The sequence below is a fragment of the Mycobacterium sp. E3198 genome (genome assembly GCF_001667015.1).
Taxonomy (GTDB): domain Bacteria; phylum Actinomycetota; class Actinomycetes; order Mycobacteriales; family Mycobacteriaceae; genus Mycobacterium.
The window spans coordinates 13,726-34,302 of record NZ_LZIS01000165.1 but is presented as its reverse complement, the minus strand read 5'-3'; the positions used below and the strand labels follow the sequence as shown (position 1 = coordinate 34,302).

Below are 20,577 nucleotides of genomic sequence, written 5' to 3'. Positions count from 1 at the left end.
TAGGCAAGAATGTTGCGGACGGACCGAATCGGCTGGCCAGCCCGGGTTGCCGATTGAACACCGCAGGACGCACCCGAGAGGACCCCAAGTGCGCGTGGTTGTGATGGGTTGCGGCCGGGTGGGCTCCTCGCTGGCCGACGCGCTCTCCCGCATCGGCCACGACGTGGCCGTCATCGACCGCGACAGCACCGCGTTCAACCGGCTGAGCCCGGAGTTCTCCGGCGAGCGGGTGCTGGGACAGGGGTTCGACCGCGACGTGCTGCTCAGCGCCGGCATCGAGGAGGCCGATGCGTTCGCCGCGGTGTCGTCGGGGGACAACTCGAACATCATCTCGGCCCGGCTGGCGCGGGAGACCTTCGGCGTGCAGCGCGTCGTCGCCCGGATCTACGACGCCAAGCGCGCCGAGGTCTACGAGCGCCTCGGCATCCCGACGATCGCCACGGTCCCCTGGACCACCGACCGCCTGCTCAACACCCTCACCCGGGAAAGCGAGACCGCCAAGTGGCGCGATCCGACCGGCACCGTCGCGGTGGCCGAGGTCGACCTGCACGAGGACTGGGTGGGCCGCCGGGCCACCGACCTGGAGCAGGCCACCGGCGCGCGGGTGGCGTTTTTGATCCGGTTCGGCACCGGAGTGTTGCCCGAACCGAAGACCGTGATCCAGGCCGGCGATAAGGTCTACATCGCGGCAATATCCGGCCGCGCCGCCGAGGCGGTCGCCATCGCGGCGCTGCCGCCGGCTGAGGACATCGAGTCGGGACCGCGCAAATGAAGGTAGCTGTCGCCGGGGCCGGCGCCGTCGGCCGATCGGTCACCCGAGAACTCGTCGGCAACGGCCACGACGTGACGCTGATCGAGCGCAACCCCGAACACGTCGACGTCGACGCCATCCCGGCGGCGCACTGGCGCCTCGGCGACGCCTGCGAACTGAGCCTGCTGCAGTCGGTGCACCTGGAGGGCTTCGACGTGGTGGTCGCCGCGACCGGCGACGACAAGGCCAACGTGGTGCTCAGCCTGCTGGCCAAGACGGAGTTCGCGGTGCCGCGGGTGGTGGCCCGGGTCAACGATCCGCGCAACGAGTGGCTGTTCACCGACGCGTGGGGGGTGGACGTGGCGGTGTCCACGCCGCGCATGCTGGCCTCGCTCATCGAGGAGGCCGTCGCCGTCGGTGATCTGGTGCGGCTCATGGAATTCCGCCGCGGTCAGGCCAACCTGGTCGAGATCACCCTGCCCGACGACACGCCCTGGGGCGGCAAGCCGGTGCGCCGGCTGCAGCTGCCCCGGGACGCGGCGCTGGTGACCATCCTGCGCGGCCCGCGCGTCATCGTGCCGGAGGCCGACGAGCCGCTCGAAGGCGGCGACGAGCTCCTGTTCGTGGCGGTCGCCGAGGCGGAAGAGGAGCTACAGAAGCTGCTGCTGCCGGACGCCGAGCCCGGCGAGTAACGACTACTCCGTGAGGGTGTCGGCGCCGGCGTTCTCGTCGGCGGACATCGCGCGCTGCGCGGCCTTGATCGCCGCGAACGTCGCCAGGGCGGCCAGCACCGTCAGCGGCCAGCCCATCGATATGCGGGCCACGCCCAGCCATCCGGTCTGGCCGGCGTCGTAGAGGATGCGCTGGACGACGAACCGGGCGCCGAACACCAGCACCCAGCACAGCGTGGCGATGTCGAAGGCGTAGACGGCCCGCGGCGCGTCGCGCCAGGCGCGATCGCGCCCGCTGGCCCAGCTCCAGGCGTAGCCGACGAGGGGCCGGCGGATCAGCACCGACGCCCCGAACAGCACCGCCCACAGCAGCGACATCCAGATGCCCAGCAGGAAGTAGCCCTTGGACTGCCCGACGACATACGCGATAAGGGCGCAGACGGCGACGCCGATGAACCCGGAGAACGCGGGCTGGGTGGATTCCCGCCGGATCAGCCGCCACAGCAAGACCAGCGCCGCCGCGCCCAGCGCGGCGCCGATGGCCGGCAGCAGGCCGGACAGTCCGGAAACCACCACGAAGACCACCACGGGCAGCGACGAGTAGATGACGCCGCTGATCCCACCCACCTGCTCCAGCAGGCGTTCGCTCGGAGCGGTCACCGCTGAATTTCGTAGTGCGGGTTGTAGATCGCCTTGGTGCCGTTGTCCAGCTTGCCCAGCCGGCCCCGGACCCGCAGCGTGCGGCCGGAATCGATGCCGGGAATGCGGCGCTGGCCCAACCACACCAGGGTGACGGTGTCGGTGCCGTCGAACAGCTCGGCGCGGACCCCGCCGGAGCAACCCTTGCCGTTCGTCTCCACGCTGCGCAGTGTGCCGACCATGGTGACCTCCTGGCCACGTTCGCAGTCGATCGCACGCTGCGCGCCGGCACTTTCGACTTCGTCGGACAATTCTTCGGAGTCGAGCTGCTCCGGGTCCTCCGTCAACCGACGGGTGAGCCGGCGCAAATATCCTTGGGCCCCCATGGCCACTCCTGACAGTGCTGTAAAAGCCTCGGTGCTTCCTCCATGCCAACGGACACCGTAGACCTGTTGGTTCCCCGGCGCCAACCGAACGAAACGTGATGTTGGACGGGTCGCGACGGCCGGGCAATATCGAGGGGTGGCTGTCGATCTGCGGGGTGTCGCGACCGTGTTGCTGCCGGGCACCGGCTCCGACGACGACTACGTCTACCGGGCGTTTTCGCACCCGCTGCGCGCGGCCGGCGCCACGCTGGTGGCCGCGGCACCCCGGCCGGACCGGTTGATCGAGGGCTACCTGTCCGCGCTGGACGACGCGGCCCGCGACGGCCCGATCGGCGTCGGCGGCGTGTCGATCGGCGCGGCGGTGGCGGCCGCGTGGGCGCTGGCCCACCCCGGCCGCGCCGTCGCCGTCCTGGCCGCGCTGCCCGCCTGGGCCGGCGCGCCCGGAACCGCACCCGCCGCACTGGCGGCACGGTATTCGGCGGCCCGGCTGCGCGCCGACGGCCTGGCGGCGACGACGACGCAGATGCGGGCCACCAGCCCGCCGTGGCTGGCCGACGAGCTGGCCCGGTCGTGGCGCGCGCAGTGGCCGCAGCTGCCGGACGCGATGGAGGAGGCGGCGGCCTACGTCGCCCCCAGCTGCGCGGACCTGACGGGGCTGGACACGCCGCTGGCGGTGGCCGCCGCGGTCGACGATCCGATCCACCCCTTGCAGGTTGCCCTCGACTGGGTCACCGCCGCGCCGCGGGCGGCGCTGCGCACGGTGACGCTCGATCAGCTCGGCGCGGACCCCGCCGCGCTGGGCGCGGCCTGCCTGGCCGCCCTGGCCGAGCTTTAGGAGTTAACCCCCGGTCGTGGTGCGCAGCTGCTGCATGGCCGACCCCTCGGCGCTGCGGCGCGCGGCCGGCTCAGGCGGCTGTTCGCCCGGGGGCTGGTCGCCCTGCGCCTGGGCCTGCTGCGCGGCCGCGGCCGCCCGCAGCTGTTCGGCCATCGGCTCGGGCAGCTGCACGGGCAGCGGCGTCCGCACCGGCAGCGGGGTGTCGCCCCGGCGAACCACGGTGTCCGACAAGGCCGCCCGCGCCTCCTGCTCCAGCGCTTCCATGGTTTCGTGCGCGCCGTTGACGACGCAGCGGATCATCCAGCGGTAGCCGTCGACCCCGATGAACCGCACCACGCCGGTGGCGGTGCCGACCACCTCGCGGCCCCACGGGCCGTCCTTGACGCTGACCTTGGCCGAGTCCTTGCGCAGCGACTCGGCGAGCTCGGCGGCCACCTCGCGCCACAGCCCACCCGTCTTGGGCGCGGCGTAGGCGGCAATGGTGAAGCGTCCGTTGGGCGTGACCACCCACACCGCGCTGGGGACACCGGTTTCGGTCAGCTCGACCTGCAGCTGCCCGGCCTCCGGCATGGGAATCAGCACCGACCCCAGGTCGAGGCGCGCCAGCTCGGCGACCGCGGGGTCGTCGAAGTCGTCGATGTCGAACGGGCCCTCGAGCTCGTCGGGCTCCTCGGGGGAAGCCTGGGCCTCGACGTCGCCCACCGGGTCGCCGTCGTCTTTGTCTGAGCGCTTACCGAATGCCGCCATCACAAACTCGCATGTCCTCCGGAGGAACCGTGACCGCCATCGCCACGGGATGTTTCGGCCAGCCCGGCCTCGTCGAACGACGACACCTCGACCAGCTCCACCAACTCGACCCGCTGCACCAGCAATTGGGCGATCCGATCGCCGCGATGCACCACGATCGGCTCGTCCGGGTCGAGATTGATCAGCGCGACCTTGATTTCGCCGCGGTAGCCGGCGTCGATGGTGCCCGGGCTGTTGACGATCGAAAGCCCAACGCGCGCGGCCAATCCCGAGCGCGGGTGCACCAGCCCCACCATCCCGAACGGGATGGCGACCGCGACGCCCGTTCGCACCAGCGCGCGTCGTCCCGGGTCCAACTTGACGTCTTCGGCGCTGAAAAGATCGACCCCGGCGTCGCCGTCGTGGGCTCGAGCGGGCAGCGGTAGTGCGGGATCGAGGCGGACAATGGCCAGACTGGTCGACACGGGGCCACAGACTACCCTTGACCGCGTGTCTTCAACGCGCGTCGCGCCGCACGGCGTGCGATATCGCGAACGACTGTGGGTGCCATGGTGGTGGTGGCCACTGGCTTTCGGGCTGGCGGGGCTGATCGCCTTCGAAGTCAACCTCGGCGTTCGCTCGCTGCCCGATTGGCTGCCGTACGCCACGCTGTTCGTGGTGGCCACCGGCGCGCTGCTGTGGCTGGGCCGGGTCGAGATCCGCGTCACCGAAGATCCGTCCGCCCCGGGCGGGGTGGAGCTGTGGGCCGGCGAGGCGCACCTACCGGTCAACGTGATCGCCCGGTCCGCCGAGATAGCGCCGACGGCGAAGTCGGCAGCCTTGGGCCGCCAGCTCGACCCGGCCGCCTACGTGCTGCACCGGGCCTGGGTCGGCCCGATGGTGCTGCTGGTCCTCGACGACCCAGACGACCCGACGCCGTACTGGCTGGTGAGCTGCCGTCACCCGGAGCGGGTGCTGTCGGCATTGCGCAGTTGACCGATCAGGCCGCGCAGTCGGTACAGATCATCACGCCGTTCTTCTCGCTGGCGAGCCGGCTGCGGTGTTGCACCAAAAAGCAGCTCGAGCAGGTGAACTCGTCGGCCTGTTTCGGGATGACGCGTACGGACAGCTCTTCTCCGGAGAGGTCGGCGCCGGGCAGTTCGAAATTCTCAGCTGTTTCGGATTCGTCGACGTCGACAACGGCCGAGGCCGCCTCGTTGCGTCGTGCTTTGAGCTCCTCCAGCGAGTCTTCCGAGACGTCGTCGGTCTCGGTACGCCGCGGAGCGTCGTAGTCGGTCGGCATATCTCTCCCCTGCCCTATCCCCTCTAACAGGCCTCGTTTATCCCAAGCAACGCTTTGTACCAGCGTCGAACGCATCCACCAAACGATTCGTGCCCGTATCACGCGCCATTAACGTGTGATTTGCGTCACACCGCGGGATTGACCCTTGCCTCGAGTCTTAAACAGTGCCTTTAGAGTGCACGTGTGGTCGCACAGATTACCGAAGGTACCGCTTTCGACAAGCACGGGAGGCCGTTCAGGCGGCGCAATCCCCGGCCCGCGATCGTGGTGCTCGCCCTGCTGGTGGTGGCCACCGGCGTGGTGTGGACGGTGGCGCTGACGCGACCGGCGAAGGTGCACGAGGCCATTGTGTGCAACCCGCCGCCGCAGCCGCCCGGGTCGACCGCGCCCCAACTCGGTGAGCAGGTGTCGCGCAGCGCCATGGCCGACGTCACCCCCGCCAAGCTCGCCGACACCAAGGTCCGCGTGCTGAACGCCAGCGGTCGCGGCGGTCAGGCCGGCGATGTCGCGGGCGCCATGAAGGATCTGGGCTTCGCGCAGCCCACCGCAGCCAACGACCCCGTCTACGCCGGCACCAGGCTGAATTGCCAGGGGCAGATCCGCTTCGGCACGGCCGGGCAGGCCACCGCGGCCGCGGTCTGGCTGGTGGCGCCGTGCACGGAATTGTTCAACGACAACCGCGCCGACGATTCCGTCGACCTCGCCGTCGGCACCGAGTTCACGTCGCTGGCCCACAACGACGACGTCGACGCGGTGCTCGCCAGCCTGAAGCCCGGCGCCACCGAGCCGTCGGATCCCGCGCTGCTGCAAAAGATTCACTCCAGCAGCTGCTGAGACCCGCTCACTCGGGCAGCGGCCGCAGGCCGTCGAACCGACCCAGGGCCGCCAACAGCTCGTCGGCGATCCCGGGGGCGGCGGCCACCACCAGCCCGGCGCTGCCCGACGGGCCGTCCGGCTCGGTCACCACCACGCGGGCCCCCGCCTCGGCGGCGATCAGCGCGCCCGCCGCGCGGTCCCACACCTGCAGCCCGTGTTCGTAGAAGGCGTCCAGCCGGCCCGCGGCGACCATGCAGAGGTCCAGCGCCGCGGACCCGATGCGACGGACGTCGCGCACCACCGGCAGCAGCTGCGCCACCAACGCCGCCTGGCTCACGCGGCGCCGCGGCGAGTAGCCGAAACCCGTGCCCAGCAACGCCATCGACAGATCGTCGACCGCGGCGCACCGCAACGATTCCGTCCCCCGCTCGTCGCTGACGTGCGCGCCCAGACCGGTCGCGGCCGAGTACACCCGGTCGCCGACGACGTCGGCGACCGCGCCCGCCACCGAGACGCCGTCGACCTGAGCACCCACCGACACCGCGTAGGCGGGGATGCCGTACACGAAATTCACTGTGCCGTCGATGGGATCGAGCACCCAGGTGACCGCGCCGGCGGCGCCGGCCCCGGCGGGCCCCCCGCCCTCCTCGCCGAGTATCGGATCGCCGGGCCGCAATTGGGCCAACCGATCCCGCAACAGCCGCTCGGTCTCGGTGTCGACCACGGTCACCGGATCCGTGCGGGTGGTCTTCGAGCGCACCGCGCCGCTGCCCGCCCCCGAAAGGCTCGCCGCCCGGGCGCCGAACACCTCGGCGCGGCGGCGCCGCACGAACTCGGCGGCCTCGGCGGCCAGCTCCTCGGCCACCGAACGCAGCCGTGCGGGGTCGTTGTCGGGTCGCGTCACCGCTCCATCGCATCACAGACGCCACGGCGGCGCAGATACCCGCGACCGGCCTCGCCACCGGGCTAAGGTGGGCGGACAGGCCAAGTCTCGCCGAGGAGTTTCGATGACCAGCACCGACTCGACCACGGACACGCCACCCATAGCGGTCAGCGGCGAGCCGCAGCGGCGCGGGTTCGGCATCGACGTCGGCGGCAGCGGCATCAAGGGCGGGATCGTCGACATGGACACCGGGCTGCTGATCGGCGAACGGATCAAGCTGCTGACCCCCCAACCGGCCACCCCGTCCGCGGTCGCCAAGACCATCGCCGAGGTCGTCCGCGGGTTCAACTGGACCGGTCCGCTCGGGGTGACCTATCCCGGCGTCGTCACCCACGGTGTCGTACAGACGGCCGCCAACGTCGACAAGGCCTGGATCGGGACCAACGCGCGCGACGTCATCAGCGCCGAGTTGGACGGCCAGGAGGTCGTGATCCTCAACGACGCCGACGCGGCCGGGCTCGCCGAGGAGCACTACGGCGCGGGCCGGAATCAGTCCGGCCTGGTGGTGCTGCTGACGTTCGGCACCGGGATCGGGTCCGCGGTCATCCACAACGGGACGCTGATCCCCAACACTGAGTTCGGGCACCTCGAAGTGGGCGGCAAGGAGGCCGAGCTGCGGGCGGCGTCATCGGTCAAGGAGCGCAACGGCTGGAGCTACGAAAAGTGGACCAAGCAGGTCACACGGGTGCTGGTGGCGATCGAGAACGCGATTTGGCCGGACCTGTTCATCGCGGGCGGCGGGATCAGCCGCAAGGCCGACAAGTGGCTCCCGCTGCTGGAAAACCGGACCCCGGTGGTGGCCGCCGCCTTGCAGAACACCGCCGGCATCGTGGGCGCGGCGATGGCGGCCACTTCGGATGTGACTCACTGAATTTTGGCCGGTAGCCGGGTGCGGGCGGCCGCTGTCGTTACAATGGTGTTCGGCGACCGCCCGAGGAGAAAGCGTGCAAACACACACGCCGATATCAACGCCGACATTCGACATAGCAGACACTTTCGGTTTCCCATGCCCATACCCACCGAGAGTGCGTCCAAACGAAGGGGTGTAAGTGGCACCGAGCAAGGCAAGTGCGGCAACCGACCAACCGGTGAAGCGCACCGCCACGAAGTCTCCGTCGTCCCCCGCTAAGCGACCGGCCGCGAAGGCCTCCAACGGCGCCGCGCCCGCCAAACGGGCCGCCAAGGCGGCGCCGCGGGCCGCCAAAGCCACCAAGGCGCACGAGGCCCCCGCCGCGGCCGAGACCAAGAAGGCCCGCACCCCGGCCAAGGCCGCGGGCGCCAAGGCGCCGTCGGGCCGCGGCACGAAGGCGGCGAAAGCGGCGCCAGAGGACGCCGACGCCAACCTCGGAGCCATCGACACCGACGGCGCGGTCGAGGATCTCGACGCCGAACCCGACCTCGAGGTGGAGCCCGGCGAAGATCTCGACATCGACGCCGACGACCTCAACCTCGACGACCTCGAAGACGACGTGGCCGCCGACGGCGACGACGCCGAGCTGGAGGCCGCCGACGCCGAGGACGGCGAGGAGGACGCCGCGGCGAAGCCCGCCGCCAAGGCCGCCACCCCGGCCGAAGAGGACGAGGACATCAGCGAGCCGTCCGAAAAGGACAAGGCCTCCGGCGATTTCGTCTGGGACGAGGATGAATCCGAGGCGCTGCGGCAGGCCCGCAAGGACGCCGAGCTCACCGCGTCCGCCGACTCCGTTCGCGCGTACCTGAAGCAGATCGGCAAGGTGGCGCTGCTCAACGCGGAGGAAGAGGTCGAACTCGCGAAGCGGATCGAGGCCGGCCTGTACGCCACCCAGCTGATGAGCGAGCACGCCGAGCGCGGCGACAAGCTGCCCGCCGCCCAGCGCCGCGACATGATGTGGATCTGCCGCGACGGCGACCGCGCCAAGAACCATCTGCTGGAAGCCAATCTGCGCTTGGTGGTTTCGCTGGCCAAGCGCTACACGGGCCGCGGCATGGCGTTCCTCGACCTCATCCAGGAAGGCAACCTGGGCCTGATCCGCGCGGTCGAAAAGTTCGACTACACAAAGGGTTACAAGTTCTCCACCTACGCCACGTGGTGGATCCGCCAGGCCATCACCCGGGCCATGGCCGACCAGGCGCGCACCATCCGCATCCCGGTCCACATGGTCGAGGTGATCAACAAGCTGGGCCGCATCCAGCGCGAGCTGCTGCAGGATCTGGGCCGCGAGCCCACGCCCGAGGAGCTGGCCAAGGAGATGGACATCACGCCGGAGAAGGTCCTCGAGATCCAGCAATACGCGCGCGAGCCGATCTCGCTGGACCAGACCATCGGCGACGAGGGTGACAGCCAGCTCGGCGACTTCATCGAAGACAGCGAAGCGGTGGTCGCCGTCGACGCGGTGTCGTTCACCCTGCTGCAGGATCAGCTGCAGTCCGTGCTGGAGACGCTGTCGGAGCGCGAGGCCGGCGTGGTACGGCTGCGCTTCGGGCTCACCGACGGCCAGCCCCGCACCCTCGACGAGATCGGGCAGGTGTACGGCGTGACCCGCGAGCGCATCCGCCAGATCGAGTCCAAGACCATGTCGAAGCTGCGCCACCCCAGCCGTTCTCAGGTGTTGCGCGACTACCTCGACTGAGTTCAGCCCTCGCCGTCGAGCACGTCCAGCCGTCCGCTCGGGTCGTAATACAGCTCCTGGTGGGCGATCCGGCCGTCGCGATAGCGGTAGGCCACCACGTAGGTCGACCGCAGGCGGCGGCCGCCCCGGGACCAGTCGAACCGCACGCGCACGAACGCCGCGTCGCCGCCCGGCGTGACGGCGAGATCGGTCGCCTCGTAGCGGATGTCGTCGCAGCCACGGATGGTGAGCGCGATGAACTCGAGCGTGCGCTCTATGCCCTCGATCCGGTCGGGCCAGTCGAAGAGCCGCACCGTGGGGCTGACGTACACCACGTCGGGCGCATACAGGTCGCGCGCCAGCGCCGGATCGCGGGCCGCGAACGCCCGCGCGAAGCGCTCCTCCTGCGCGCGCAGCGCGTGCTCCGAGACGACGGGCGTGGTCATCGACAGCATGGTAACCGAACGTGTTGGTGCCCAAGCCAAGTCGAGGCAAATTCGGGTGCGCGCGACGGTGCTCCCGTCGTACTGTGACCGCATGCCAGCCAACCGAACACTGGTCTCGTCCGGGTCCGAGTACGAGTCGACGGTCGGTTATTCGCGCACGGTGCGGGTCGGCCCCCACGTGGCGGTGGCCGGAACCACCGGTGCGGGACCCGCCGGGGACATCGCCACGCAGGCGCGAGACGCCTTGCGCCGCATCGAGATTGCGCTCACGCAGGCGGGCGCCGCGCTGACCGATGTGGTGCGTACCCGCATCTATGTCACCGACATCGCCCGCTGGCGGGAGGTCGCCGCGGTGCACGCGGACGTCTTCGGCGAGATACGGCCGGCGGCCACCATGGTGGAAGTGTCCGCGCTGATCGCACCCGAGCTGCTGGTGGAGATCGAGGCCGACGCCTACGTCGCGGCCCCGGATACCGGGCCGAAGGTGCCGTCGGGTCCGGGCGGGTAGGCGGTGACGCCCACCACGGCGCTCACCGGCAGCGGGCCGTACAGATGCGGGAACAACATCGAGTCCGGATCCGTTGCCACCCCGGGCTCCCAGCGCACGGGCGAGTCCAACAGGGCCGGATCGATGCGCAGGAGAACGAGGTCGTCACGGCCGCGGTAGAGCCGGTTGGCCGGCAGGTGGACCTGCTCCGGCGCCGACAGATGGATGAACTCCGAACCGGGCGGTTCGGGGTCGATTCCGCCGCGATCGCGGGCCCGGAACCACTCCTCACGACCGCATAAGTGCACCAAAACGCCGGTTGCGGAGGCCACAGTGGGCAACCCTAGCCGGGCCCGCCGGAGAAACCACAGCGGCTCGTGAGAAACGACACACCCGATAACGATCGGGGAACAAGGCGAAAACCCCATACGTCTGAGAGAGTGAATGTACGAGAACGGAGAAGCCATGAATGCAACTCTGACCAGTCCCGAGCTGACCAGAGCGGACCGCTGCGATCGTTGCGGTGCCGCGGCTCGCGTCCGCGCCAAGCTGCCTTCAGGGCTTGAGCTTCTCTTCTGCCAGCACCACGCGAACCAGCACGAGGCGAAATTGACCGAGCAGGACGCCGTGCTGGAGGCCAGCGCCAGCTAGTTTCCTCGAACTCACCCATCGGCAATGTGGCCGGTGCGGGCAGTCATCGGTAATGCTGGACGGGTATGAGCGATCAGGTCGCGAAGCCGTCCCGCCACCACATCTGGCGAATCAGTCTGAGGACCCTGGCCAAAAGCTGGGACGACTCGATTTTCTCCGAGTCGGCGCAGGCCGGGTTCTGGTCGGCGCTGTCCCTGCCGCCGCTGTTGCTGGGAATGCTGGGCACGATGGCCTACGTGGCGCCGCTGTTCGGGCCCGACATGCTGCCCAGCATCGAGCACCAGGTGATTTCGACGGCCCACAGCGTGTTCTCCCCCAGCGTCGTCAACGAGATCATCGAACCGACCATCAGGGACATCGCCAGCCACGCCCGCGGTGAGGTGGTGTCGCTGGGTTTCTTGATCTCGCTGTGGGCGGGGTCCTCGGCGATCTCGGCGTTCGTCGATTCCGTCGTCGAGGCGCACGACCAGACGCCACTGCGTCATCCCGTGCGGCAGCGGTTCTTCGCGCTGTTTTTGTACGTGGTGGGGCTGCTGGTCGTGGTGGCGACCGCGCCGCTGGTGGTGGTCGGTCCGCGCAAGATCTCCGAACACATCCCCGTCGGCCTGGCCAACGTGCTGCGCTACGGGTACTACCCGATGCTGATCCTCGGCCTGATGATCGGGGTGATGATCCTCTACAGGGTCGCGCTGCCCGTGCCGCTGCCGTCGCACCGGCTGATTTTCGGCGCGATCCTGGCGACCGCGGTCTTCGTGATCGCCACGCTGGGCCTGCGGTTCTACCTGACGTGGATTACCAGCACCGGCTACACCTATGGCGCGCTGTCCACGCCGATCGCGTTCCTGTTGTTCGCGTTCTTCGGCGGTTTCGCGATCATGATCGGCGCCGAACTCAACGCGGCCATCCAGGAGGAGTTTCCCGCGCCGAAGACGCACGCCCACCGGCTGCGCAACTGGGTGCTGGAGCGCACGCGTGGCCCCGAGCGCGCGGCGGACACACCGCCGAACCCCGCGCCGACCGCCGTCGCGACGGCGGAGCCGCCGGCCTGATCAGCCCTTTTTGAGGTGCTCGTAGATCCGCTTGCACTCCGGGCAGACCGGTGAGCCCGGTTTGGCCGCCCGGGTGACGGGAAACACCTCGCCGCACAGCGCCACCACGTGATTGCCCATCACCGCGCTCTCGGCGATCTTGTCCTTCTTGACGTAGTGGAAGTACTTCGGGGTATCGCTACCGGTCCCGTCGTCGACGCGTTCGTCGGTCTCGGTGCGTTCGATCGTCTGGGTGCGCATACCTCACATTGTGCCTCCTGACTCGCCGTTACCGGAATCGATTACATGTGGGACAGTGGAGGTATGAAGCGCGGCGAACAGCTGGGTTTCGACGACGCGGGCCGCCCGGTCCTGATCACCTCCGCCGCCCCCTCGTACGAGGAGGAGCACCGCGCGCGGGTGCGTAAGTACCTGACCCTGATGGCGTTTCGGATTCCGGCGCTCATCCTGGCGGCCGTGGCGTACGGCGCCTGGCACAACGGCCTGATCTCCCTGGCGATCGTGGCGGCCTCGGTGCCGCTGCCCTGGATGGCGGTGCTGATCGCCAACGACCGGCCACCTCGCCGCTCCGACGAGCCGCGGCGCTTCGAGGAGGCCCGCCGGCGGACGCCCCTGTTCCCGCGGGCCGAGCAGCGGGCGCTCGAACCGCGCCGCGACCGCGGGCCGCAACCGCACTCGCCGACCTGGGACCACCACGAACACGGTTCCCGATAAGCGGCCGCTGGCCGCACTTCTCAGGACATTCTCAGGTCCTCGGCACATTTCTGCACGTCAAGGCGTGTGAGATCGCGAGGCGGTGGGAACTCCCAGGCTGGGTCTGTCGTTGAACGACTTGACAGTACAAAGCCGAACGGGAGGTCGCTATGGCGAATGCCGGCACAAGCAGGATCGACGGCGATCTTGATGCTCAAAGCCCCGCAGCGGACCTAGTGCGCGTATACCTCAATGGCATTGGTAAGACGGCGCTACTCAACGCGGCGGGCGAAGTCGAACTGGCCAAGCGCATCGAAGCCGGTCTGTATGCCGAGCATCTGCTCGAGACTCGTAAGCGCCTCGGCGAGAACCGGAAACGCGATCTCGAAGCCGTCGTGCGCGATGGCCAGGCAGCGCGCCGCCACCTCCTGGAAGCGAACCTGCGGCTGGTGGTTTCGCTGGCCAAGCGCTACACGGGCCGCGGCATGCCGCTGCTGGACCTCATCCAGGAGGGCAACCTGGGCCTGATCCGCGCGATGGAGAAGTTCGACTACACAAAGGGTTTCAAGTTCTCCACCTACGCGACGTGGTGGATCCGTCAGGCGATCACCCGCGGGATGGCCGACCAGAGCCGCACCATCCGCCTGCCCGTCCACCTGGTCGAGCAGGTCAACAAGCTGGCGCGGATCAAGCGCGAGATGCACCAGAACCTGGGGCGTGAGGCGACCGACGAGGAACTGGCCGCCGAATCGGGCATCCCGATCGAGAAGATCAACGACCTGCTGGAGCACAGCCGCGACCCGGTGAGCCTCGACATGCCCGTCGGCTCGGAGGAAGAGGCCCCGCTGGGCGACTTCATCGAGGACGCCGAGGCGATGTCCGCGGAGAACGCGGTGATCGCCGAGCTGCTGCACACCGACATCCGCAGCGTCCTGGCCACTCTCGACGAGCGCGAGCATCAGGTGATCCGGCTGCGCTTCGGCCTGGACGACGGCCAGCCGCGCACCCTGGACCAGATCGGCAAGCTGTTCGGGCTGTCCCGCGAGCGGGTCCGCCAGATCGAGCGCGACGTGATGTCCAAGCTGCGCAACGGCGAGCGCGCCGACCGGCTGCGGTCGTACGCGAGCTGACGCCCGCATCAGGTAGAGCCAAGTAACAAGACGGTATGCCCGCCGCGTCACGCGGCGGGCATACTGCTTGCCGGGGACGCGTTACACCCGTTCGCGCAGCTTGCCAAGTAGACTCGGCGTCAATGGAGGGTGCTGGATGAACGAGCTGGTTGATACCACCGAGATGTACCTGCGAACCATCTACGACCTCGAGGAAGAGGGCGTGACGCCGCTGCGCGCCCGGATCGCCGAACGGCTCGAGCAGAGCGGTCCGACCGTCAGTCAGACCGTGTCCCGCATGGAACGCGACGGGCTCCTCCACGTCGCCGGGGACCGCCACCTGGAGCTCACCGACAAGGGCCGGGCGCTGGCCATCGCCGTGATGCGCAAGCACCGCCTGGCCGAACGATTGCTCGTCGACGTCATCGGGGTGCCGTGGGAGGAAGTGCACGCCGAGGCGTGCCGGTGGGAGCACGTGATGAGCGAGGAAGTCGAACGCCGGCTCGTCAAGGTGCTCAACCACCCGACCACGTCCCCGTTCGGGAACCCGATTCCGGGTCTGTTGGACCTCGGCGTGGGCCCGGATTCCGGCTCCGACGAGGTCAACCTGGTCCGGCTGACCGAGCTGCCCGCCGGCTCGCCGGTGGCGGTGGTCGTCCGCCAGCTCACCGAACACGTCCAGGGCGACATCGACCTGATCACCCGGCTGAAGGACGCCGGCGTGGTGCCCAACGCGCGGGTCACCGTCGAGACCAGCCCGGGCGGGGGCGGCGTCACCATCCTCATCCCCGGCCACGAGAACGTCACCCTGCCGCACGAGATGGCTCACGCCGTCAAGGTCGAGAAGGTCTGACCGCTCGCGCCACTACCCGGCCCGACGCCCGAACGACCGCCGCGGCGGCAGCCGCACCCCCAGCCGCTTGGCCAGCCGGTAGCCGGTGCCCGCCAGCTCCCGGATGCGCTCGGGCCGCACTCCGGACTGCAACGCCTGGTCCAGCATCCCGGCCATCCGATGCTCGGGGTCGCAGCGCAGCGCGGCGTCCAGCGACACGCCCGCGAGCGGCCCGTCGCCGCGGACGTACGCACTGAACGCGAGCAACACCAGCGCCTCCACCCGCCACGGCTCGGGCAGCGAGCGCGCCAGCAGCGCCCACAGCGACTCGGCGTCGCCGGCGCGCTCGCCGACCGCCAGCGCGTACAGCGTGTCGCGCACCTGCACATCGCTCAGCGCGCAGCCGAGCGCCGCGAGCTGGGTGGTCGACGGCGTCTCGCCGGCGGCGACGCGCTTCGCGACGGACAGCGCGCGCCGCACGTCGCGCCGGGCGCAACCCACGGGATCGTCGCGCAGCGCCGCCTCCCGCCTCGCCGCCTGCCGCCGCAGCGCGTCGGCCAGCCCCGCGCTGCGCGCCGCGTCGAGGGCGATCACGGCCTGCAGGTCGGCCCGCCGCGCGTACAGCCGCCGGCCGTCGAGCACCGCCGCCGCGGCCAGCGGCGACGCGGAGGGATCGTCGATCGCGCCGCCGGCGCCGCAGCGGTCCACGCAATGCCAGCGGCCGCCGCGGGCCACCCGGTCCACCACGTGCGCCGCCCACAGCTGAATGTCGTGCTGCGCCAACGCGTCTGCGAGCGCCGCGCACAGCAGCCGGTGCTCCTCGTTGCACCCCGGGCAGTGCGCGCCGGCGGCGTCGACGATCACCGCGATCGCGGCCTCGGGTTCGGCGGCCGCGGCGATCTCCGCCAGGTGCCCCACCCGGTCGGTCACGTCCTCGGACAGGTCGACCCGCAGCACGGACCCCATTTCGCCGCCGTCCAGCGACACCAGGACCAATGAATTCTCCGGAACGAAGCCGAGAACGGCCGGTAGCGCCGCGATCAGCGCCCCGGGGCGGTTGAGTTCGAAATCAGCTCGATGCGTCGTCATGGGCACCAACGCTGACGGCCGGCACCGTCAGGCCGTGCTCCCGCAACGAGATCCGGCCGCTCGTCTGTGGAGAAAGTCTGGACTGTGGGCCTTATCGTCTATCTCATGGGTTCGATGCAGGAGTACGACATCGTCGTCATCGGTTCGGGACCGGGCGGCCAGAAGGCCGCCATCGCCTCGGCCAAGCTGGGCAAATCGGTCGCCATCATCGAACGCGGCCGGATGCTGGGCGGCGTGTGCGTCAACACGGGCACCATCCCGTCAAAGACGTTGCGCGAGGCGGTCCTTTACCTCACCGGGATGAACCAGCGCGAGCTCTACGGCGCCAGCTACCGCGTCAAGGACCGGATCACGCCGGCCGACCTGCTGGCGCGGACCCAGCACGTGATCGGCAAGGAAGTCGACGTGGTGCGCAATCAGTTGATGCGCAACCGAATCGACCTGCTGATCGGCCACGGCCGGTTCATCGACCCGCACACCGTCGTCGTGGAGGACCCGGGCCGCCGGGAGATGACAACGGTCACCGGCGAATACATCGTCATCGCCACCGGAACCCGGCCCGCCCGGCCGTCCGGCGTCGAGTTCGACGAGGAACGGGTGCTCGACTCCGACGGGATCCTCGACCTCAAGTCGTTGCCGGCCTCGATGGTCGTCGTGGGCGCCGGCGTGATCGGCATCGAGTACGCCTCGATGTTCGCCGCACTGGGCACCAAGGTGACCGTGGTGGAGAAGCGGGACGACATGCTGGACTTCTGCGACCCCGAGGTCGTCGAGGCGCTGAAGTTCCACCTGCGCGACCTGGCGGTGACGTTCCGGTTCGGCGAGGAGGTGACCGCCGTCGACGTCGGCTCCGCGGGCACCGTCACCACCCTGGCCAGCGGCAAGCAGATCCCCGCCGAGACGGTCATGTACTCCGCCGGGCGCCAGGGCCAGACCGATCACCTCGATTTGCAGAACGCGGGCCTCGAGGTCGAGGGGCGCGGGCGGATCTGGGTGGACGACAAGTTCCAGACCAAGGTCGAACACATCTACGCCGTCGGCGACGTCATCGGGTTCCCGGCGCTGGCCGCGACCTCGATGGAGCAGGGCCGGCTGGCCGCCTACCACGCGTTCGGGGAAGCCTGCGAGGGCATCACCGACCTGCAGCCGATCGGCATCTATTCGATTCCCGAGATCTCCTACGTCGGGGCCACCGAGGTGGAACTGACCAAGAACTCCGTCCCCTACGAGGTGGGCGTGGCGCGGTACAAGGAGCTGGCCCGCGGCCAGATCGCCGGCGACTCCTACGGGATGCTCAAGCTGCTGGTGTCCACCGAGGATCGCAAGCTGCTCGGGGTGCACATCTTCGGCACCAGCGCCACCGAGATGGTGCACATCGGGCAGGCCGTGATGGGCTGTGGCGGCACCGTCGACTACCTGGTCGACGCGGTGTTCAACTATCCGACCTTCTCCGAGGCCTACAAGGTCGCCGCGCTGGACGTGACCAACAAGATGCGGGCGCTGTCCCAGTTCCGCCGCTGACTCAGCAGCTGTCGTCGAGGTCGTTGGGCACCGGGTCGCCGGGACCGCCGGCCTCGGCGCGGGCCAGCAACTGCGCGGTCTGGGCGTCGAACGGCGCCGAGTACGACACGTTGGCGGCGCACCCGCCCCGCTCGAAGCCGCCGATCACCCCGGTGAGCGTGGTGCCACTGACCCAGGGCGCGCCGCTGGTGCCGTCGACGAGCCCCTCGCACGTCAGCGACGGAAAGCCGCGGTCGTTGACCGACGTGGTGGCCTGGCAGCCGATGGGCGAGCCGCCCACCCCGGCCGCGTACCCCAGCACCGTGACGTGGCTGCCCGGCGGCGGCGCGACGCCCAGCGTCAGCGCCAACCCGACGTGCGACTCGACCGAACCACCGGCGTCGTTGCTGACCCGGGCGATCGCGTAATCCGCGTGCGGGTCCTTGCCGGCGGTCCAGCGCGGATCGAGGTAGACGGCGTCGGCCTTCCAGACGTCCGCGGGGGGCGGCGTGGCGTCACCGACGAACCCGGGGACGAAGGTGATCTTGGCCGCTCCCGCCAGGCAGTGCGCCGCCGTCATCACCATGTCCCCGGCCGCCGAATGCACCACCGCGCCCGTGCAGACGTGCAGCGGCCCGTCGTTGATGAAGATCGCACCGACGCGCCGGTCCGGGTCGACGGGACGCGCGACGGCCTTCTGCTGGGGCTGGCTGAGCCGCTGCACCGGCGCGGTGGCCACGTCGGCGGAGACGGTCGGGCGCGCGGCGGGGTCGGCGGGCCTGGTGCACGACGTCAGCAACGTCGCCAGGCCTACCCCCGAGTACAGCAGCACCGTCGATATGCGCATTTCGTGTCCATCATGCCCGACCAGGGGTCCGCGGGCCGAGTTGAACCCGCCGGGACGCGCTCCGCTCGCTTCGGTGTTTCCGTTAGGGGTGCCCGTTGATTCGGGGGACACTTGTTAGGGCACCCTGGAGAGATTCGCGAGAGGAGGCAGCCCGATGGCGCGCCATCAAGGCCCTGACGACGACGACTATCAGCCAGGGCAGCCCGGCATGTACGAGCTCGAGTTCCCGGCGCCCCAGTTGTCGACGGCCGACGGCCTGGGCCCGGTGCTGGTCCACGCCCTGGAGGGCTTCTCCGACGCGGGTCACGCGATCCGGCTGGCCGCCACCCACCTCAGGGCGGCGCTGGACGCCGAGCTGGTGGCGTCGTTCGCGATCGACGAACTGCTGGATTACCGCTCCCGGCGGCCGCTGATGACGTTCAAGACCGACCACTTCACCCACTACGACGACCCGGAGCTGAGCCTGTACGCGCTGCGCGACAGCGTCGGCACGCCGTTTCTGCTGCTGGCCGGCATGGAGCCGGACCTGAAGTGGGAGCGTTTCATCACCGCGGTGCGGCTGCTGGCCGAGCGGCTGGGCGTGCGGCGCACCATCGGCCTGGGCACCGTGCCGATGGCCGTCCCGCACACCCGCCCGATCACGCTGACGGCGCATTCCAACAACAAGGACCTCATCGCCGACTTCCAGCCGTGGATCTCGGAGATCCAGGTTCCGGGCAGCGCGTCCAACCTGCTGGAATACCGGATGGCCCAGCACGGCCACGACGTCGTCGGCTTCACCGTGCACGTCCCGCACTACCTGACCCAGACCGACTACCCCGCCGCCGCCCAAGCCCTGCTCGAGCAGGTCGCCAAGAGCGGATCCCTGGAGCTGCCGCTGTCGGCACTGGCCGAGGCCGCGGAGGAAATCCGGGCCAAAATCGATGAACAGGTCCAGGCGAGCTCGGAAGTGGCTCAAGTGGTGGCCGCGCTCGAGCGCCAGTACGATGCCTTCATCGACGCTCAGGAGAACAGGTCGTTACTAACCCGCGACGAGGATCTGCCGAGCGGCGACGAGCTTGGCGCCGAATTCGAGCGATTCCTTGCCCAGCAGGCAGAGAAGAAGAAGAACGACGACGACCAGGCTTGAGACTCTTACAACGCCCATAGCGCGGGCCGACACCAAGGTTGGCGAGATGACCGAGCGCAAGCGCAAGAGCAACCTTCGCCCGGTGCGCGAGGTGACGGCCCCCACGCTCGAGTTCCGCACCATTCACGGCTACCGGCGCGCCTACCGGATCGCGGGTTCGGGCCCGGCGATCCTGCTGCTGCACGGCATCGGCGACAACTCCACCACCTGGAATGCGGTGCAGGCCAAGCTCGCCCAGCGGTTCACCGTCATCGCCCCCGACCTGCTGGGCCACGGGAAATCCGACAAGCCGCGCGCCGACTACTCGGCGGCCGCCTACGCCAACGGGATGCGTGACCTGCTGTCCGTGCTCGACATCGAGCGGGTGACGATCATCGGCCACTCGCTGGGCGGCGGGGTGGCCATGCAATTCGCCTACCAGTTCCCGCATTTGGTCGACCGGCTGATCCTGGTGGCCGCGGGCGGCGTCACCAAGGACGTCAACGTCGTCTTCCGGCTGGCCTCGTTGCCGATGGGCAGCGAGGCGCTGGCGCTGCTGCGGCTGCCGCTGGTGCTGCCGGCGGTTCAGCTGGCGGGGAAGCTGGCCGGGCTGGCGATCGGGTCGACCGCGCTGGGCCACGACCTGCCTAACGTGCTGCGCATCCTCGACGACCTGCCGGAGCCGACGGCCTCGGCGGCGTTCAGCCGGACCCTGCGGGCGGTGGTGGACTGGCGCGGGCAGATCGTGACGATGCTGGACCGGTGTTATCTGACCGAGGCCATCCCGGTTCAGATCGTCTGGGGCACCAAGGATGTGGTGGTCCCCGTCCGGCACGCCTGGATGGCGCACGCCGCGATGCCCGGCTCGCGCCTGGAGATCTTCGAGGGCTCGGGCCACTTCCCGTTCCACGACGACCCGGCCCGCTTCATCGACGTCGTGCAGCGTTTCATCGACAGCACCCAACCCGCCGAATACGACCAGGCCGCCCTTCGCGAGCTGTTGCGCACCGGCGGCGGCGAGAAGACCGTCACGGGCCCGGCCGACACCCGCGTCGCCGTGCTGAACGCGATGGGTTCCGACGAGCGCAGCGCCACCTGATCGTTGCGT

27 protein-coding genes are annotated in these 20,577 nt (G+C 69.7%); 16 read left to right on the top strand and 11 right to left on the bottom strand.

The genetic code is table 11. The features are described from left to right. Positions 1 to 88: 88 nt before the first annotated feature. Both A5673_RS18310 and A5673_RS18305 read left to right on the top strand, forming a co-directional pair. On the top strand, positions 89 to 772 hold the full coding sequence (locus A5673_RS18310; protein ID WP_068235352.1) for a TrkA family potassium uptake protein: 684 nt from the start codon (positions 89 to 91) through the stop codon (positions 770 to 772). After that, positions 769 to 1,443 (top strand): TrkA family potassium uptake protein, encoded by a 675-nt coding sequence (locus A5673_RS18305; RefSeq protein ID WP_068235350.1) that lies wholly within the window; start codon positions 769 to 771, stop codon positions 1,441 to 1,443. Before A5673_RS18310 ends, A5673_RS18305 begins: the two co-directional genes overlap by 4 nt. A 3-nt stretch (positions 1,444 to 1,446) precedes the next feature. Here the strand turns inward: A5673_RS18305 and A5673_RS18300 are convergent, their stop codons facing one another. Beyond that, positions 1,447 to 2,082 carry a DUF3159 domain-containing protein gene (locus A5673_RS18300; RefSeq protein WP_068235348.1) on the bottom strand — a complete coding sequence of 212 codons (636 nt, stop codon included), beginning with the start codon at positions 2,080 to 2,082 and terminating at the stop codon, positions 1,447 to 1,449. Then, entirely contained in the window at positions 2,079 to 2,447 is a 369-nt protein-coding gene (locus tag A5673_RS18295; RefSeq protein ID WP_068235345.1) for an OB-fold nucleic acid binding domain-containing protein, read from the bottom strand. Before A5673_RS18295 ends, A5673_RS18300 begins: the two co-directional genes overlap by 4 nt. A gap of 136 nt (positions 2,448 to 2,583) precedes the next feature. Here A5673_RS18295 and A5673_RS18290 point away from each other — a divergent pair, with 136 nt between their 5' ends. Next, the gene (locus tag A5673_RS18290) at positions 2,584 to 3,282 is read left to right on the top strand and encodes a hypothetical protein (RefSeq protein WP_068235343.1); all 699 of its coding nucleotides are present in this window, start codon (positions 2,584 to 2,586) and stop codon (positions 3,280 to 3,282) included. 3 nt (positions 3,283 to 3,285) lie between these two features. On the opposite strand, the gene A5673_RS18285 is transcribed toward A5673_RS18290, so the two are convergent. Both A5673_RS18285 and dut read right to left on the bottom strand, forming a co-directional pair. Continuing rightward, positions 3,286 to 4,029 carry a DUF3710 domain-containing protein gene (locus A5673_RS18285; RefSeq protein ID WP_068235340.1) on the bottom strand — a complete coding sequence of 248 codons (744 nt, stop codon included), beginning with the start codon at positions 4,027 to 4,029 and terminating at the stop codon, positions 3,286 to 3,288. After that, positions 4,029 to 4,493 carry a dUTP diphosphatase gene (dut, locus tag A5673_RS18280; protein WP_068235337.1) on the bottom strand — a complete coding sequence of 155 codons (465 nt, stop codon included), beginning with the start codon at positions 4,491 to 4,493 and terminating at the stop codon, positions 4,029 to 4,031. The genes A5673_RS18285 and dut overlap by 1 nt, the downstream gene beginning before the upstream one ends. Positions 4,494 to 4,518: 25 nt before the next feature. On the opposite strand from dut, the gene A5673_RS18275 reads away from it, so the two are divergent. Beyond that, complete coding sequence (locus tag A5673_RS18275) at positions 4,519 to 5,004, top strand: DUF3093 domain-containing protein (RefSeq protein WP_068235331.1); 486 nt, start codon at positions 4,519 to 4,521, stop codon at positions 5,002 to 5,004. A 4-nt stretch (positions 5,005 to 5,008) separates the two neighbouring features. Here A5673_RS18275 and A5673_RS18270 read toward each other — a convergent pair whose 3' ends face one another. Then, positions 5,009 to 5,311 (bottom strand): DUF4193 domain-containing protein, encoded by a 303-nt coding sequence (locus A5673_RS18270; RefSeq protein WP_007774871.1) that lies wholly within the window; start codon positions 5,309 to 5,311, stop codon positions 5,009 to 5,011. Between the two features lie 183 nt (positions 5,312 to 5,494). Here A5673_RS18270 and cei point away from each other — a divergent pair, with 183 nt between their 5' ends. Next, positions 5,495 to 6,145, top strand: a complete 651-nt coding sequence (cei, locus tag A5673_RS18265; RefSeq protein ID WP_068235328.1) for an envelope integrity protein Cei — start codon at positions 5,495 to 5,497, stop codon at positions 6,143 to 6,145. 7 nt (positions 6,146 to 6,152) lie between these two features. Here the strand turns inward: cei and A5673_RS18260 are convergent, their stop codons facing one another. Continuing rightward, positions 6,153 to 7,031, bottom strand: coding sequence for an inositol monophosphatase family protein (locus A5673_RS18260; protein ID WP_068235323.1), 879 nt, complete (start codon positions 7,029 to 7,031; stop codon positions 6,153 to 6,155). 103 nt (positions 7,032 to 7,134) lie between these two features. On the opposite strand from A5673_RS18260, the gene ppgK reads away from it, so the two are divergent. Both ppgK and A5673_RS18250 read left to right on the top strand, forming a co-directional pair. Then, positions 7,135 to 7,941, top strand: a complete 807-nt coding sequence (ppgK, locus tag A5673_RS18255; protein WP_068235320.1) for a polyphosphate--glucose phosphotransferase — start codon at positions 7,135 to 7,137, stop codon at positions 7,939 to 7,941. Between the two features lie 178 nt (positions 7,942 to 8,119). Beyond that, complete coding sequence (locus tag A5673_RS18250) at positions 8,120 to 9,679, top strand: RNA polymerase sigma factor (protein WP_082958825.1); 1,560 nt, start codon at positions 8,120 to 8,122, stop codon at positions 9,677 to 9,679. 2 nt (positions 9,680 to 9,681) lie between these two features. On the opposite strand, the gene A5673_RS18245 is transcribed toward A5673_RS18250, so the two are convergent. Then, entirely contained in the window at positions 9,682 to 10,104 is a 423-nt protein-coding gene (locus A5673_RS18245; protein WP_197518417.1) for a nuclear transport factor 2 family protein, read from the bottom strand. 91 nt (positions 10,105 to 10,195) lie between these two features. On the opposite strand from A5673_RS18245, the gene A5673_RS18240 reads away from it, so the two are divergent. Continuing rightward, the gene (locus A5673_RS18240) at positions 10,196 to 10,612 is read left to right on the top strand and encodes a RidA family protein (protein WP_068235418.1); all 417 of its coding nucleotides are present in this window, start codon (positions 10,196 to 10,198) and stop codon (positions 10,610 to 10,612) included. Here the strand turns inward: A5673_RS18240 and A5673_RS18235 are convergent. Continuing rightward, the gene (locus A5673_RS18235; protein ID WP_068235305.1) at positions 10,558 to 10,923 is read right to left on the bottom strand and encodes a DUF952 domain-containing protein; all 366 of its coding nucleotides are present in this window, start codon (positions 10,921 to 10,923) and stop codon (positions 10,558 to 10,560) included. The two genes, A5673_RS18240 and A5673_RS18235, sit on opposite strands and share 55 nt — an antisense overlap. Before the next feature lie 133 nt (positions 10,924 to 11,056). On the opposite strand from A5673_RS18235, the gene A5673_RS18230 reads away from it, so the two are divergent. Together A5673_RS18230 and A5673_RS18225 are read left to right on the top strand one after the other, a co-directional pair. Further along, positions 11,057 to 11,242 (top strand): hypothetical protein, encoded by a 186-nt coding sequence (locus A5673_RS18230; protein ID WP_068235416.1) that lies wholly within the window; start codon positions 11,057 to 11,059, stop codon positions 11,240 to 11,242. A gap of 65 nt (positions 11,243 to 11,307) precedes the next feature. Further along, the gene (locus tag A5673_RS18225; RefSeq protein WP_068235301.1) at positions 11,308 to 12,291 is read left to right on the top strand and encodes a YihY/virulence factor BrkB family protein; all 984 of its coding nucleotides are present in this window, start codon (positions 11,308 to 11,310) and stop codon (positions 12,289 to 12,291) included. On the opposite strand, the gene A5673_RS18220 is transcribed toward A5673_RS18225, so the two are convergent. After that, the gene (locus A5673_RS18220; RefSeq protein WP_066909891.1) at positions 12,292 to 12,531 is read right to left on the bottom strand and encodes a DUF3039 domain-containing protein; all 240 of its coding nucleotides are present in this window, start codon (positions 12,529 to 12,531) and stop codon (positions 12,292 to 12,294) included. 45 nt (positions 12,532 to 12,576) lie between these two features. Here A5673_RS18220 and A5673_RS18215 point away from each other — a divergent pair, with 45 nt between their 5' ends. The 3 genes from A5673_RS18215 to A5673_RS18205 all read left to right on the top strand — a co-directional run bounded on the left by A5673_RS18215 (position 12,577) and on the right by A5673_RS18205 (position 14,946). Then, entirely contained in the window at positions 12,577 to 13,005 is a 429-nt protein-coding gene (locus A5673_RS18215) for a DUF3099 domain-containing protein (protein WP_082958822.1), read from the top strand. Positions 13,006 to 13,154: 149 nt separating this feature from the next. Further along, positions 13,155 to 14,114: a sigma-70 family RNA polymerase sigma factor SigB gene (gene sigB, locus A5673_RS18210; protein ID WP_066909888.1), complete on the top strand. Its 960-nt coding sequence runs from the start codon at positions 13,155 to 13,157 to the stop codon at positions 14,112 to 14,114. A gap of 136 nt (positions 14,115 to 14,250) precedes the next feature. After that, entirely contained in the window at positions 14,251 to 14,946 is a 696-nt protein-coding gene (locus A5673_RS18205) for a metal-dependent transcriptional regulator (protein ID WP_068235295.1), read from the top strand. Positions 14,947 to 14,958: 12 nt separating this feature from the next. Here A5673_RS18205 and A5673_RS18200 read toward each other — a convergent pair whose 3' ends face one another. Then, complete coding sequence (locus A5673_RS18200) at positions 14,959 to 16,014, bottom strand: DUF4192 domain-containing protein (RefSeq protein WP_068235291.1); 1,056 nt, start codon at positions 16,012 to 16,014, stop codon at positions 14,959 to 14,961. Positions 16,015 to 16,128: 114 nt separating this feature from the next. Between A5673_RS18200 and sthA the strand changes: the two genes are divergently transcribed. Then, positions 16,129 to 17,535 (top strand): Si-specific NAD(P)(+) transhydrogenase, encoded by a 1,407-nt coding sequence (sthA, locus tag A5673_RS18195; protein ID WP_156748362.1) that lies wholly within the window; start codon positions 16,129 to 16,131, stop codon positions 17,533 to 17,535. Position 17,536: 1 nt separating this feature from the next. Here the strand turns inward: sthA and A5673_RS18190 are convergent, their stop codons facing one another. Continuing rightward, positions 17,537 to 18,361: a serine protease gene (locus tag A5673_RS18190; RefSeq protein WP_068235281.1), complete on the bottom strand. Its 825-nt coding sequence runs from the start codon at positions 18,359 to 18,361 to the stop codon at positions 17,537 to 17,539. Between the two features lie 154 nt (positions 18,362 to 18,515). Between A5673_RS18190 and A5673_RS18185 the strand changes: the two genes are divergently transcribed. Next, a complete protein-coding gene (locus A5673_RS18185; protein WP_068235275.1) occupies positions 18,516 to 19,490 on the top strand; it encodes a proteasome assembly chaperone family protein in 975 nt (324 codons plus the stop codon). 46 nt (positions 19,491 to 19,536) lie between these two features. Continuing rightward, positions 19,537 to 20,568, top strand: a complete 1,032-nt coding sequence (locus tag A5673_RS18180; RefSeq protein ID WP_068235273.1) for an alpha/beta fold hydrolase — start codon at positions 19,537 to 19,539, stop codon at positions 20,566 to 20,568. Positions 20,569 to 20,577: the final 9 nt, after the last annotated feature.

Bases quoted from the DNA above. Each gene is read 5' to 3' on its own strand.
- sigB (WP_066909888.1), top strand. From the start codon at position 13,155: ATGGCGAATGCCGGCACAAGCAGGATCGACGGCGATCTTGATGCTCAA.
- A5673_RS18305 (WP_068235350.1), top strand. From the start codon at position 769: ATGAAGGTAGCTGTCGCCGGGGCCGGCGCCGTCGGCCGATCGGTCACC.
- A5673_RS18295 (WP_068235345.1), bottom strand. From the start codon at position 2,447: ATGGGGGCCCAAGGATATTTGCGCCGGCTCACCCGTCGGTTGACGGAG.
- A5673_RS18190 (WP_068235281.1), bottom strand. From the start codon at position 18,361: ATGCGCATATCGACGGTGCTGCTGTACTCGGGGGTAGGCCTGGCGACG.
- A5673_RS18200 (WP_068235291.1), bottom strand. From the start codon at position 16,014: ATGACGACGCATCGAGCTGATTTCGAACTCAACCGCCCCGGGGCGCTG.
- A5673_RS18245 (WP_197518417.1), bottom strand. From the start codon at position 10,104: ATGACCACGCCCGTCGTCTCGGAGCACGCGCTGCGCGCGCAGGAGGAG.
- ppgK (WP_068235320.1), top strand. From the start codon at position 7,135: ATGACCAGCACCGACTCGACCACGGACACGCCACCCATAGCGGTCAGC.
- A5673_RS18220 (WP_066909891.1), bottom strand. From the start codon at position 12,531: ATGCGCACCCAGACGATCGAACGCACCGAGACCGACGAACGCGTCGAC.
- A5673_RS18230 (WP_068235416.1), top strand. From the start codon at position 11,057: ATGAATGCAACTCTGACCAGTCCCGAGCTGACCAGAGCGGACCGCTGC.
- A5673_RS18215 (WP_082958822.1), top strand. From the start codon at position 12,577: ATGTGGGACAGTGGAGGTATGAAGCGCGGCGAACAGCTGGGTTTCGAC.
- A5673_RS18285 (WP_068235340.1), bottom strand. From the start codon at position 4,029: ATGGCGGCATTCGGTAAGCGCTCAGACAAAGACGACGGCGACCCGGTG.
- A5673_RS18225 (WP_068235301.1), top strand. From the start codon at position 11,308: ATGAGCGATCAGGTCGCGAAGCCGTCCCGCCACCACATCTGGCGAATC.
- A5673_RS18205 (WP_068235295.1), top strand. From the start codon at position 14,251: ATGAACGAGCTGGTTGATACCACCGAGATGTACCTGCGAACCATCTAC.
- A5673_RS18240 (WP_068235418.1), top strand. From the start codon at position 10,196: ATGCCAGCCAACCGAACACTGGTCTCGTCCGGGTCCGAGTACGAGTCG.
- A5673_RS18185 (WP_068235275.1), top strand. From the start codon at position 18,516: ATGGCGCGCCATCAAGGCCCTGACGACGACGACTATCAGCCAGGGCAG.
- sthA (WP_156748362.1), top strand. From the start codon at position 16,129: ATGCAGGAGTACGACATCGTCGTCATCGGTTCGGGACCGGGCGGCCAG.
- A5673_RS18270 (WP_007774871.1), bottom strand. From the start codon at position 5,311: ATGCCGACCGACTACGACGCTCCGCGGCGTACCGAGACCGACGACGTC.
- A5673_RS18180 (WP_068235273.1), top strand. From the start codon at position 19,537: ATGACCGAGCGCAAGCGCAAGAGCAACCTTCGCCCGGTGCGCGAGGTG.